The sequence below is a fragment of the Achromobacter sp. 1014246743 genome (genome assembly GCF_059760725.1).
In genome coordinates, this window is sequence record NZ_JCBANA010000065.1 from 12,948 (window position 1) to 24,972 (window position 12,025).

Annotated in this window: 11 protein-coding genes; 1 reads left to right on the forward strand and 10 read right to left on the reverse strand. The window is 66.9% G+C overall.

Translation table 11 applies throughout. The features are described 5' to 3' along the window. Window positions 1-3: 3 nt before the first annotated feature. From AC6LJ2_RS23415 to AC6LJ2_RS23460, 10 genes are read right to left on the reverse strand one after another with little or no spacing between them, the layout of a single operon-like run. Window positions 4-1,146: a glycosyltransferase gene (locus AC6LJ2_RS23415; protein ID WP_263915369.1), complete on the reverse strand. Its 1,143-nt coding sequence runs from the start codon at window positions 1,144-1,146 to the stop codon at window positions 4-6. Then, window positions 1,139-2,431 (reverse strand): O-antigen ligase family protein, encoded by a 1,293-nt coding sequence (locus AC6LJ2_RS23420; protein WP_263915368.1) that lies wholly within the window; start codon window positions 2,429-2,431, stop codon window positions 1,139-1,141. Before AC6LJ2_RS23420 ends, AC6LJ2_RS23415 begins: the two co-directional genes overlap by 8 nt. Before the next feature lie 26 nt (window positions 2,432-2,457). Continuing rightward, window positions 2,458-3,360, reverse strand: coding sequence for a glycosyltransferase family 2 protein (locus AC6LJ2_RS23425; RefSeq protein ID WP_263915367.1), 903 nt, complete (start codon window positions 3,358-3,360; stop codon window positions 2,458-2,460). 20 nt (window positions 3,361-3,380) lie between these two features. After that, window positions 3,381-4,694: a lipopolysaccharide biosynthesis protein gene (locus AC6LJ2_RS23430; RefSeq protein WP_263915366.1), complete on the reverse strand. Its 1,314-nt coding sequence runs from the start codon at window positions 4,692-4,694 to the stop codon at window positions 3,381-3,383. A 31-nt stretch (window positions 4,695-4,725) separates the two neighbouring features. Beyond that, window positions 4,726-5,679 carry a GDP-L-fucose synthase family protein gene (locus AC6LJ2_RS23435; protein ID WP_445657076.1) on the reverse strand — a complete coding sequence of 318 codons (954 nt, stop codon included), beginning with the start codon at window positions 5,677-5,679 and terminating at the stop codon, window positions 4,726-4,728. Window positions 5,680-5,685: 6 nt separating this feature from the next. Continuing rightward, complete coding sequence (gmd, locus tag AC6LJ2_RS23440; protein WP_025140082.1) at window positions 5,686-6,795, reverse strand: GDP-mannose 4,6-dehydratase; 1,110 nt, start codon at window positions 6,793-6,795, stop codon at window positions 5,686-5,688. Between the two features lie 10 nt (window positions 6,796-6,805). After that, entirely contained in the window at window positions 6,806-7,219 is a 414-nt protein-coding gene (locus AC6LJ2_RS23445; protein WP_445659388.1) for a VanZ family protein, read from the reverse strand. Beyond that, window positions 7,206-8,636 (reverse strand): mannose-1-phosphate guanylyltransferase/mannose-6-phosphate isomerase, encoded by a 1,431-nt coding sequence (locus AC6LJ2_RS23450; protein ID WP_263915363.1) that lies wholly within the window; start codon window positions 8,634-8,636, stop codon window positions 7,206-7,208. Before AC6LJ2_RS23450 ends, AC6LJ2_RS23445 begins: the two co-directional genes overlap by 14 nt. Next, complete coding sequence (locus AC6LJ2_RS23455; protein WP_498152286.1) at window positions 8,633-9,178, reverse strand: GDP-mannose mannosyl hydrolase; 546 nt, start codon at window positions 9,176-9,178, stop codon at window positions 8,633-8,635. Before AC6LJ2_RS23455 ends, AC6LJ2_RS23450 begins: the two co-directional genes overlap by 4 nt. Beyond that, complete coding sequence (locus AC6LJ2_RS23460; RefSeq protein WP_445657075.1) at window positions 9,168-10,577, reverse strand: undecaprenyl-phosphate glucose phosphotransferase; 1,410 nt, start codon at window positions 10,575-10,577, stop codon at window positions 9,168-9,170. Before AC6LJ2_RS23460 ends, AC6LJ2_RS23455 begins: the two co-directional genes overlap by 11 nt. 247 nt (window positions 10,578-10,824) lie before the next feature. On the opposite strand from AC6LJ2_RS23460, the gene AC6LJ2_RS23465 reads away from it, so the two are divergent. Beyond that, window positions 10,825-11,961: a polysaccharide biosynthesis/export family protein gene (locus AC6LJ2_RS23465; protein WP_445657074.1), complete on the forward strand. Its 1,137-nt coding sequence runs from the start codon at window positions 10,825-10,827 to the stop codon at window positions 11,959-11,961. Window positions 11,962-12,025 lie beyond the last annotated feature (64 nt).

The window sequence follows — 12,025 nt, forward strand, 5'->3', positions numbered from 1 at the left end:
TGTTCAGGACGCGCGGCGCCGCAGCAGCGGCTGGAACAGCGCGATGACATCTTGGCAATGTCGTTCGAGTGAAAAGGCGTCGGCGCGCTCGGGGCCCTGGGCGGCCAGCCGTTCGCGCATCTCGCCGTCGTCGGCCAGGCGGCGCACCGCCGCGGCCAGGGCTGCCGCGTCGCCCACCGGCACCAGCAGGCCGTAGCGGCCCGAGTCCAGGATTTCGGCCGGCCCGTGCGGACAATCGGTGGAAATCACCGGCACGCCCAGGCACAGGGCCTCGACCAGTACGTTGCCGAAGCTTTCGCGCAGCGAGGTCAGGGCAAAGGCGCCCGCCCCGGCGATCATCGGGAAGGGGTTGTCGACGTGGCCCGCCAGCGTCACCGGGCTGCGCGACGCGTGCGCATCGATGCGCTTTTGCAGCGCCGCGTGCTCCGAGCCTTCGCCCAGGATGGTGAAGCGGATGCCCGGGTCGTCCAGCAACGCGGCGGCGTCGATCAGGGTGGCGTAGTCCTTGACCGCTTCCAGGCGCCCGACGGCAACCACGTGATACGGCTGCGTGACGTCGCCCGCCGCCGGTAGCGGCGCGGGCCAGGCCGAGCTCTGTTCGCGCACGTCTTCCAGGGGCACGCCGTTGTAGATGGTGCGAACCTTGCCGCGCAGCGGCGGGAACATGCTGACCAGGTCTTCCTTGACGCCGCGCGACACCCCGACCACGGCGTCGTGGCGGCGGTAGGTCTGGCTGACCAGCCAGCATTTCAGGCGCCGCATGCGCGAGGCGCCGTAGTGGATGGCCGGGCTGCTGTGTTCGAACGCGACGGTGGCGAACTGCCCCCGCAGCACCTTCTTGGCCAGCACCACCAGCATGTTGCACAAGAGGCCGTGCGAGCAGACCACGGCGGGCTTGTCGCGCCGGATCTGCGCCACCAGGCGGGCGAAGGCCAGCGGCAGCCGCAGCCGCAGCGCACTGGGCGATTCCAGCACCGGCAGGGCCCGCGTCACCCTGGGATTGGCGATCGGATATTCGCGGTTGCGCGAGCGCAGCAGGAACAGCGACGCCGGTACGCCGCGCTGCGGCAGGGCATCGGCGATGAAGGCCACGCATCTTCCGACCCCGCCATGCAGGTCGGGCGCGACGAACAGGACATCAGGCATGGGGCATGACTCGCGGGTGCGCCCGGCGATCGACGTCCGGGCTGGGGCTGGGGGCCGCGGCGGCGGGGCGGGGCACGGGCATGGCGCGGGCATTGCGCATCAACGACAGGCAATAGCACAGCAGGAAGCCGGTGAAGGCGGTCTTGGGCGCGTACGCCAGGCCGCCCGACAGCGAATCGACGAAGATGTACATCGGTGCGGTGGCCAGCAGGTAGCGCCGATGCAGCTCCAGGCCGGGATGCGCGTAGCGTCGGAACAGGGTCAGCAGCAGGATCAGCAGCGGCGGCAGCATGATCATGATGGTGCCGACGACGCCGAACTTCATCAGGTAGAAGGCCCAGGAATTGTGGGCGAAGGTGCTGAGTTCGAAGCCGTTCTCGCCCATGACCCAGCTGCGAAAGCCGGCGCCCTTGCCGAACACCGGGCTTTCGGCAAACGAGTCCATCTGGCCTTGCATTTCCTGGATGCGGGCGCCGTAGCTGGAGTCTTCGTCCAGCCGTTCGACGCTGAAGACCCGGTTGGTCAGCACGTCCAGGTAGCCGATGCTGGCGAACACCAGCAGCCCGGCCACCGCGGCGGGGGCGAAGATCATCACCACGCGGCGCCGGATGTCCGAGCCGCTGGCCAGCATCATCGCCAGCAGCACCGAGACCGCCAGCTGCAGGTACTGGCTGCGGTTCAGCGAGAACACCAGCGCCAGCAGCATGTACAGCGTCAGCATGTAGGCCTTGGGCCCGGACACGTTCAACGTCTTGCGAAAGTACAGCAGCGACACCACGCCGAACGGAATCGCCCAGACGCCCAGCCGCACGTTGCGCAGCGGATTGGCGACGTTGAAACCCTGCAACTGTTCCAGCAGCATCAGCGTGGCAACCGCCAGGCATGCCGCCACGATGTACTTCTGCAGCACGGCGTAGGCCTTGGGACTGTCGATGTCCTTGTAGCAAAGGAACGGCGTGCACAGGAAGTAGAAGACGATGCGCAGGTCGCGCGCGACGTCGCCGGTCTCGATGCCCGGATGGTGCAGCGATACCAGCAGCAGGTAGATCACCGACAGGGTCTGCAGGCCCAGCAGCATGCCCAGCGCGCCGCGCGGCAGGGCGTAGGCGCCGGGGTCTGCCAGCCGCAGCATCTTGACGAACAGGATCGCCACGAACAGCACGTCGAAGGGCGACAGCTTGAAGCTGCCCACGCCCAGGATGAAGCGGTCATCGTTCAGGGCCAGCGCGGTGAACGCGAACAGGCCCAGCAAATGCAAGGTGGAAAGGCGGCGGTGCGGTTGCATGGCGTCTCCATGGCGGGTGGCAGGCGTCAATGCGCGGCCCAGTCGTCGCGTCCCAACAGCTTGGTGGTCAGCTTCTCGAACAGGTAGGAAAGGTCGCCCTGGCGGGCATGGGCCGCCACCTTGGAGGCGCGGCACGACAGCTCGAACAGCTTGCCCAGCCCCGGTTCCGTGCGGCGGATGCGGTCCACGATCTGCGAGCGTTCTTCCAGCAGCACGTCCTGCATCAGCGCGGTCTTGGTTTCGTCGTGCGTGGTGTAGACGCCCATCGCGTCGGGCACGATCAGGTTCTTGCCGTCGCGCAGCAGGCGGCTCCAGAGTTCCAGGTCCATGCAGTAGCGCATGCTTTCCTGCAACAGGCCGTGCTTGCGCAACAGGTCGCGGCGAAAGATCGCGGCCTGGTTGGGAATCGACGCCTTCACCACCGTCAGCGTGCCGCGGTTGACGGGGGTGTAGTGGATCTTGCGGAAGATGCGGTTGTTGGCGTCGGCCACGAACAGGTTGCCGCTGACGATCGGCGCGCGCCCCTTGGCGGCCGCCGCGCCCAGCTTGCGCAGCGCGCCGGGGTAGTACAGGTCATCGGAATTCTGCCAGCCGACGTAGTCGCCCGTGGCGCGTTCGAAGCCCTTGTTGATGGCGTGCGACTGGCCGCGGTCCGGGGCGCTTTCCCAATAGGTCAGGTAGCGCTCGTATTTGCGGATGATGTCCACGCTGCCGTCGGTGGAGCCGCCATCGATGATGATGTATTCCAGACGCGGATAGCCCTGGTTCAGCACCGAGATGATGGTGCGTTCCAGGAAGCGGGCCTGGTTGAACGAGGGCGTCACGATGGTTACCTTGGGCAGCAGGCCCCCGGCGATCGGCGCGGGCGGACGCAACTCGCTGACGAAGTCGATGAGTTGACGCGAATACTCGTTGTGACGCTTGCGCATATAAGACCTCAACATGATGGCTACCGGGCCGCGGGCAATGCACCCGGGCAGTCTGGTCGGGATTGACGGATGGCGAGGGCCACGCCGGCCAGCGTGATCGCCGCGTAGGCCATGCGGCCCCAGGCCGCGGCATGTTCTCCGGCGGCCTGCACCAGGCCGGCCATGACGCACAGCATGGCCAGGCCGCCCAGGCCATTCAGAATGGCGACCGCGCGGGAATTGCCCAGCCCGAGCAGCGAGAAATGCGCGGCCGCGTTCAGTGACAGCAGGCCCGAGGCCACGATCAGCAGCCGGAAGGTGCCCAGGTGGCCGTGGGCCACGGCATCGCCCAGCAGCAGGTCGAGCAGCGGCTGGCTGACCGCCAGCACCGCCAGCGTGGCGCTGGCCGACAGCGCCAGGTTCCACAGCATCATGCGGCGGATTTCGGCCTCGGCCGCGCCGGGGTAGGGCGGGGATACCGACAGGCGGCTGACGCGCGGCATGGCCTTCTGGAAAATCGCCACCGATGCGGTGTGGATCATCTGGCCCACCTGAACGCCGACGGTATAGATCGCCAGCGCCGCCGGCCCCATCAGGCTGCCGACCAGCACCCGGTCAACCGAGCCGAAGGCCAGCGCGCTCAGGCTGTTCAGCCAGGACCAGCGCGAAAACCGGAATGCTTCGGCCATGGCGCCGCGGTCGCGCACGGGTCGCACCAGCACGCGGCCATAGCGGCGGGCGAACACGCGCATCTTGACCGAGCCGGCCAGCAGCAGCCCCAGGGCCTGGGCCAGCCCGGTCCAGGTGGGCGAGGCGGTCAGCCAGGCCGTGGCGCAGGCCAGCGCCATGGTGCCGCTGCGGCTGACGACCTCGCACAGCGCCGTGGCCCGGAAGTCTTCGCGGCCCTTCAGGCAGCCGGACATCAATTGGTCGTACTGCTGCGTCAGGTAGATGGCCAGCGCCGGCATCGCCAGCAGCGTCACGGCGACGCCGCCGAAGGTGGCCGCCGGCCAGCCCAGGTCCACCGCCAGCCACAGCACCATGGCCACCAGCGTCACCACGCCCAGCGCGCAGCCGATCAACGACATGGCCACGCCGGCCGCGCGCAGCGCGCCGCCCGGTTCGTGCATGCGTTCGGACACCAGCTTGGTGGCGGTGACCGCCGCGCCCAGGTTGGCGGCGTTGCCGAAGCCGGCCAGCGCGATGATCATGGAATACTGGCCAAAGCCCACCGTGCCCAGCTGGCGAAACAGCAAGGGCAGCGCCACCAGCGCCGCGACCGGGCCGATGCCGTATTCCACCAGCCCCCAGAACGAGGCATTGCCGGCGATGTGCTTCCTGATGAATCGGACCATCGGATAGCCTGTTGTCGGTTGTTGATTGGCCCTAGGCCACGGGCAGCGGATGGCGTGCCTGCTCGCGCAGGAAATGGCCATAGGCCAGCGTCACGCCATGGTGCAGCGAAATCTCGGGTTTCCAGCCCAGCGCGCGCACGCGCGACGAATCGAGCAGCTTGCGCGGCGTGCCATCGGGCTTGCTGGTGTCGTACACCACGCTGCCCTGGAAGCCCACCACCTGCGCCACCACCCGGGCCAGTTCGGCAATGGACAGGTCCTGGCCGGCGCCGATGTTGTAGATGCCCTCGGCCGCCGGCGATTCCATCAGCATCAGGCAGGCCTGCGCCAGGTCGTCCACGTACAGGAACTCGCGCAGCGGCGTGCCGGTGCCCCACAGCGTCACGCTCTCCTGGCCGGCTTCGCGGCCTTCGTGGAACTTGCGGATCAGCGCGGGCAGCACGTGGCTGCTGTGCAGGTCGTAGTTGTCGTGCGGCCCGTACAGGTTGGTGGGCATGGCGCAGATGAAGCGGGCCCCATGCTCGCGCTGGTAGGCCTCGCACAGCTTCAGGCCGGCGATCTTGGCGATGGCGTAGGGCTCGTTGGTGGCTTCCAGCGGGCCGGTCAGCAGCGCATCTTCGCGGATCGGCTGCGGCGCCTCGCGCGGGTAGATGCACGACGACCCCAGGAACAGCAGCTTGCGCACCCCGGCCGCGTAGGCGGCCCGGATCACGTTGCACTGGATCATCAGGTTGCGGTACAGGAAGTCCACCGGATGATTCTGGTTGGCCAGGATGCCGCCGACCTTGGCCGCGGCCAGGTACACCACGTCCACCGGGGTGGTCGAGAAGAAGCGGTGCACCTGGTTCTGGTTTTCCAGATCCAGTTCGGTGTGGCTGCGCGTAATGACGTTGCGATAGCCGCGCCGCTGCAATTCGCGCACCAGCGCGGCGCCCACCATGCCGCGGTGGCCCGCCACGAACACGCGTTGATCCAGGTTCGTCATGGCGGACTACTCCTTGTAGGCGTAGATTTCGTAGCCGTTCTGTTCCACCAGCGCATCGCGCCGGGCGTCCTTCAAGTCGCTCTCGACCATTTCCTTGACCAGCTGCGCGAACGTGGTGCGCGGCGACCAGCCCAGCTTTTCGCGCGCCTTGGTCGGGTCCCCCAGCAGGGTCTCGACCTCGGTCGGGCGGAAGTAGCGCGGGTCGACCCGCACGATGACCTGGCCGGGCTTGATGTCGTGCACCGGGCTGAACAGCACGGTGGCGGTCTCTTCCAGCCCTTCGCCTTCCCAGGCCAGCAGGATGCCCAGCTCGCGCGCCGCCGTATTGATGAACTCGCGCACGCTGTATTGCATGCCGGTGGCGATCACGTAGTCTTCCGGCGTGTCCTGTTGCAGCATCAGCCACTGCATTTCGACGTAGTCGCGGGCATGGCCCCAGTCGCGCAGCGCCGACAGATTGCCCAGGTACAGGCATTCCTGCAGCCCCAGCACGATGCGCGCCAGGCCGCGGGTGATCTTGCGGGTCACGAACGTTTCGCCGCGCTTGGGCGATTCGTGATTGAACAGGATGCCGTTGCAGGCGTACATGCCGTAGGCTTCGCGGTAGTTCACGCTGATCCAGTAGGCGTACAGCTTGGCGGCGGCGTAGGGGCTGCGCGGGTAGAAGGGGGTGGTTTCCTTCTGTGGCGTTTCCTGCACCAGGCCGTACAGCTCCGACGTCGAGGCCTGGTAGAAGCGGGCCTTGTCTTCCAGCTTCAGGATGCGGATCGCCTCCAGCAGGCGCAGCGTGCCCAGGCCGTCGGCGTTGGCGGTGTACTCGGGTTCTTCGAACGACACGCCCACGTGGCTTTGCGCGGCCAGGTTGTAGATCTCGTCGGGCTGCACCGATTGCACGATGCGGATCAGGCTGCACGAGTCCGTCATGTCGCCGTGGTGCAGCACGAAGTTGCGCGGCTGGTCGTGGGGGTCCTGGTACAGGTGGTCGATGCGCGCGGTGTTGAACAGCGAGGCGCGCCGCTTGATGCCGTGGACTTCATAGCCCTTGGCCAGCAGGAACTCCGCCAGGTATGCGCCGTCTTGCCCAGTAACGCCGGTAATCAGTGCCCGTTTTGGCATGGTTTTATCCTTAAGACTTAGTCATTGCACGAAAAGAGCCGAAGGCTGCGGAACCGATGTTCAACGAGATTACTGTCGCACCCGCCGCAGAGATATCGGCCAAAAGGTCTAAGAGTTCAGCTTGGCGATAGGCAAAAAAGGATTGGATCCATTCGTCCAGCCCCCCCAGCACCGCCACCACCAACAGCGCCGTCAGCCCGGGCCGACGCTGCACCGAGGCGTAGATCAGCGCCGTCAGCACGGCATAGGCGGTCAGGTGCAGGCGCTTGTCCCCGAAGGTGTCCGACATCTGGGCGGCCAGCCCGGGCAGGTTGCCCACCGTGACCAGCACGCCGAAGAACGCCGCCGCGGCGGGCAGGCAGTAGCGCGCCACGCCCGGGCGCCAAAAGGATGAGGCCCGGCCCGGCGCGTCATACCCGGCCATACATGTCCTGGAAGCGCACGATGTCGTCCTCGCCCAGGTAGGCGCCGGACTGCACCTCGATGATTTCCAGCGGGATCTTGCCGGGGTTCTCCAGGCTGTGGACCTCGCCCAGGGGGATGTAGGTCGACTGGTTCTCGGTCAGCAGGTATTGCTTGTCGCCGTTGTAGATGCGCGCCGTGCCCGACACCACCACCCAGTGCTCGGCCCGGTGGTGGTGCATCTGCGACGACAGCCGCGCGCCCGGTTTGACCGTGATGCGCTTGACCTGGTAGCGCGGGCCGTGGCCCACCGAGTCGTACGAGCCCCAGGGGCGCTGCACTTCGCGGTGGTGGTTCATTTCGGACCGGTGCTGGGTCTTGAATACCTCCACCAGCCGCTTGACGTCCTGCGAACGCGTCTTATGGGCTACCAGCACGGCGTCGGCCGTCTCGATCACCACGATGTCGTCCAGCCCCACCGAGGCCACCAGGCGGCTGGTCGAATGGATGAGGCAGTTGCGCGAGTCCTCGACCATGACGTCGCCCGTCGTGGAATTGCCTTCGGCCGTCTTCTGGGCAATGCCCCAGACCGCGTCCCAGGCCCCGACGTCGCTCCAGGAGGCCGCCAGCGGGATGACCACGGCGCTGTCGGTGCGTTCCATGATGGCGTAGTCCATCGAATCGCTGGGGCAGGCCTCGAAGGCGGCGCCGTCCAACTGGAACAGGGCGCTTTCGCCGTGGCCGGCGCTGACGGCCAGGCGCACCTGGGCCAATATCTTGGGCGCCAGCCGTTCCATTTCGGCCAGGAAGACCGAGGCCTGGAAGGCGAACATGCCGCTGTTCCAGTAGTAGCCGCCGTCCTCGATGAAGCGCTGCGCGACTTCCGGCGACGGCTTTTCGACGAAGCGGCGCACCCGGCGTGCCGGGGCCAGGTCGTCGGGTTCGGCGGCCTGGATGTAGCCATAGCCGCTCAGCGGCGCCGTGGGGGTGATGCCGAAGGTCACCAGCGCACCCTGGCGGGCGGCCTGGTAGGCCTGGGCAAAGGCCTCGGCCAGCACGGGGCCGTCTTCCAGCACGTGGTCGGACGGCATGATCAGCATCACCGGATCTTCGCCGTCGCGCATCGCCCGCAGGGTGGCCGCGGCAATCGCCGGGGCGGTGTTGCGGGCAAAGGGTTCCAGCACGATCTCGGCGTCCTGGATGTCCAGCTCCAGCGCCTGTTCGGCGGCGATGTAGCGGTGCGCCTCGTTGCAGACCAGCATCGGGCGCGCCTGGGCGCCGGCCGAGCCCAGCCGCCGCAAGGTGTTCTGCAGCAGGCTGCGGTCATCGGTCAAACGGATGAACTGCTTGGGCAACAGCTCCCGCGACAACGGCCACAGGCGCGAGCCGGAGCCGCCGCAAAGGATGACGGCCCGGTACGGGGGATGGGGGTTGGTCATGGCGCTGACTCCTTGAAGTAGGCCTGGGTGTACGGATGCGCGCCGGGATCGGCGGCGATGGCCGCGGGCGGCTGCCAGCGGTAGCGTCGGTGCTGCCCCAGCGGCAGGCTGGCGGTATCCAGCGCCAGCTGGGCTTCGTAGGCGAGAACGATGTAGTGCGTCGAGCGGCCGTTCTCGCCGGCAAAATTGGTGCCATAGAAGTGTTCGTACACGCCGCGCTGGCGCCAGGCCTGCGGCGGCAGCGTCAGGCCCAGTTCTTCGCGGGCCAGCCGGCGCAGCGCCTGGGCCAGCGTTTCGTCCTTGCGCACCCGGCCGCCCGGCACGAACCAGGCGCCCTGCGCGGGCGGGTTGCAGCGCAGCCCCGTCAGGTAGCGGCCTTCGGGGTCGCGTAGCAAGAGGTCGATGGACACCAGCGGCAGCATCTGTACCGCCCGGCGAAAGTCGTCTTCGGGCAGCAGGCCGGGGGCCGGCGCGGCGGGGCGAGGGGCAAGGCGGGCGCGTGCGCCGGCCACGGCGGGCCAGCCCAGGGGTTCAGTAGACATTTCGGCCCGTCCATCCGGATATCGCCGTGCGGGCGATGATCATCAGGTCCATCCGGAACGTCCAGTGCTGGATGTAGTAGATGTCGTGCTCGACCCGGTCGCTCATCTTGCGCAGCGTGTCGGTCTGGCCGCGCAGGCCGTTGACCTGCGCCCAACCGGTGATGCCGGGCTTGACGCGATGCCGCATCATGTAGCGCTGCACCAGGTCCTTGTACATCTCGTTGTGTTCCAGCGCGTGCGGGCGCGGGCCGACCACCGACATGTCGCCGCGCAGCACGTTCAGGAATTGCGGCAGCTCGTCCAGGCTGGTGCGGCGCAGGAATCCGCCGACGCGGGTGATGCGGGCATCGTTACGCGTGGCCTGGGTGACCACGCCGTGTTCCTGGTGCACGGTCATGGTGCGGAACTTGTAGACATGGAAGACCTTGCCGTCCACGCCCAGGCGCGGCTGGGTGAACAGTACCGGCCCGCGCGACGTCAGCTTGACCAGGCACGCCACGCCCAGCATCAGGGGCGACAGGCCGATCAGGGCGCACAGCGCAAAGCTGCGGTCGAAGGCCTCCTTGGCCAGGCCGCGTACGCCGGCCGCCGGCAGGCTGTTCAGCTGGATGGCGGGCAGCCCCAGGAATTCGCCGATGCGGTGCCCCAGCAACTGGATCGACATCACGTCGGGTATCCAGCGGATATCCACCAGGTCGTTGCGCAGGTGGTACAGCACTTCGCGCAGTTCCTGGCCGGCCTCCATCGGCAGCACGATCCACACTTCGCGCACGTTGTGCTCGCGCACGAAGCCGTGCAGGGCATCCAGTTGATGCAGCCGCCGCACCTGTGGCGGCAGGCTTTCGTGCGGTTCGGCGTAGATGCCCGCGACCTCGTAGCCGGCCTCGCGATAGCGTTCCACCCGGCGCCACAGGTCGTGACCCAGCGCGCCGAAGCCCACCAGCAGTACGCGCTTCTTGTTCAGGCCGCGGTCGCGCGCCGCGCCCAGTACGGCGTAGACCGCCAGGCGTACGCCGGCCAGCGCCAGGGCGGCCGTGCCGAACCAGGTGGCCGCCCACATGCGCGATACCGCCGCGCTCTGATGCATGAGAAAACTGACCAGGATGCCCAGCGCGAACACCGTGGCCCAGGCGGCCAGGCTGCGCACCACCAGGTCGGTCAGCATGCGGCCGCGCCACGATACGTACAGCCGGAAGGCGGGGAACAGGGCGATGACGCCCAGGCCGCACAGGTAGATCAGGAACAGGTGGATCTGCGGCGGTTCCGCCAGGGTCTCGTCCGCGAACTTGAGCTCGGTGACGGCCAGGCCGCAGATGACGACGATTGCGGCATCCAGCATGCGGTACAGATAGCTGGAGCGGTTGAATCTTGCCGACGTGTCCGTGTGGGACGATTCCATCGCGAACTCCTGGGTGGGGGGAGTCGCCCTGCGGCCGCAAGGAAAACAACGGTGCACTGCCGCAAAGCATGTGGCTACCGTGGGAATCTTATTGAGTGCAAGAGCCACCCGAAACCTCCAAACGATGTAGGAGAAGGCTTAGGGCATCCGTCGAATGTGCGGGGGCTGGAAAAGAGAGTGGAATGTCGCAACCCGTTACGCATCGGGCTCCTTTCCAAGCAACGAAGTCATTCACAGTGGATTTGCCATGACGACATTTTTCGGAACGTTGAGCCGAGCCATCGCTGCCATCGCGCTCGTGTCCTCGCTAGGCGCTTGCGCCCTCTCTCCCGGCATGACCTTCAACGCCAAGCATCGCGTCGATCCGCTCGACCCGAACTCGGTCGCCGATATTCGGGAAATCACGCCCAGCCTCGTGCTGGAAGACAACCGTGCGCGCCAGGCGCTGCTGAACAACGATGGGGTGTCGAAGCTGGTCGACAAGACCGAGCCGTACCGCATCGGCCCTGGCGACATCCTTTCGATCGTGGTGTGGGATCACCCCGAACTCGTGCTTCCGACGCAAACCTACGCCATCGGGACTGGGGTGACCGAACTAGCCTTCGGGGATACCGCCTCGGGCATTCCGGGCTATACGGTCTCATCCTCTGGATATATCCAATTTCCCTATACAGGACTGCTGAAAGTGGCGGGCTTGACGGAACTTCAGGCGCGCAATCTCATAGTGAACAGTTCGGGTAAATACATCCAGGACCCGCAGATCACGGTGCGGGTGCTGGGCTACCGCAGCAAGCGGGTCTACGTCGAGGGCGAAGTCAAGACGCCTGGCACCGTCGCGATCAACGACATTCCCATGACCTTGCTGGAAGCGATCAACCGCGCGGGCGGCATCCTGCCCACCGGTGACCGCAGCAGCGTCTATGTCATCCGCGAAGGCAAGGCCACACGCGTCAACCTGCCCGCCCTGATCGAGCGTGGGCAGGACCTGAACCAGGTCATGCTGAAGTCGGGCGACATCGTCCGGGTGACGCCGCGCGACGAGAGCAAGGTGTTCGTGACGGGCGAAGTGACTACGCCCGCCTCGATTGTGATGAGGGATGGAAGACTGACGCTGAACGAAGCGCTGGGTGTGGCCGGCGGGCCCAACCAGATGACTGCGGACTCGTCACAGGTGTTTGTGGTGCGCAGTACCGAGCAGGCGACGCCGCTGGTGTTCCATCTGAACGCCGCATCGCCGCAGGCTTATGCGGTGGCGGAGAAGTTCGAGTTGCAACCCAAAGACGTCGTGTTCGTGGATACGGCAGCGCTGGTGCGGTGGAACCGCTTCATCAGCAACCTGTTCCCGAGTGCGCAAACGGTGCAGACCGTGCATTCCATCAAGTAATCGACCCGGGGCCCGCCCGGCGCCGTCCGGCGCGTGCGGGCCCCGACCCACGCCTTTGGGGGCG

Bases quoted from the DNA above. Each gene is read 5' to 3' on its own strand.
- AC6LJ2_RS23460 (WP_445657075.1), bottom strand. From the start codon at position 10,577: ATGGAATCGTCCCACACGGACACGTCGGCAAGATTCAACCGCTCCAGC.
- AC6LJ2_RS23455 (WP_498152286.1), bottom strand. From the start codon at position 9,178: ATGTCTACTGAACCCCTGGGCTGGCCCGCCGTGGCCGGCGCACGCGCC.
- AC6LJ2_RS23450 (WP_263915363.1), bottom strand. From the start codon at position 8,636: ATGACCAACCCCCATCCCCCGTACCGGGCCGTCATCCTTTGCGGCGGC.
- AC6LJ2_RS23415 (WP_263915369.1), bottom strand. From the start codon at position 1,146: ATGCCTGATGTCCTGTTCGTCGCGCCCGACCTGCATGGCGGGGTCGGA.
- AC6LJ2_RS23445 (WP_445659388.1), bottom strand. From the start codon at position 7,219: ATGGCCGGGTATGACGCGCCGGGCCGGGCCTCATCCTTTTGGCGCCCG.
- AC6LJ2_RS23420 (WP_263915368.1), bottom strand. From the start codon at position 2,431: ATGCAACCGCACCGCCGCCTTTCCACCTTGCATTTGCTGGGCCTGTTC.
- AC6LJ2_RS23425 (WP_263915367.1), bottom strand. From the start codon at position 3,360: ATGCGCAAGCGTCACAACGAGTATTCGCGTCAACTCATCGACTTCGTC.
- gmd (WP_025140082.1), bottom strand. From the start codon at position 6,795: ATGCCAAAACGGGCACTGATTACCGGCGTTACTGGGCAAGACGGCGCA.
- AC6LJ2_RS23465 (WP_445657074.1), top strand. From the start codon at position 10,825: ATGACGACATTTTTCGGAACGTTGAGCCGAGCCATCGCTGCCATCGCG.
- AC6LJ2_RS23435 (WP_445657076.1), bottom strand. From the start codon at position 5,679: ATGACGAACCTGGATCAACGCGTGTTCGTGGCGGGCCACCGCGGCATG.
- AC6LJ2_RS23430 (WP_263915366.1), bottom strand. From the start codon at position 4,694: ATGGTCCGATTCATCAGGAAGCACATCGCCGGCAATGCCTCGTTCTGG.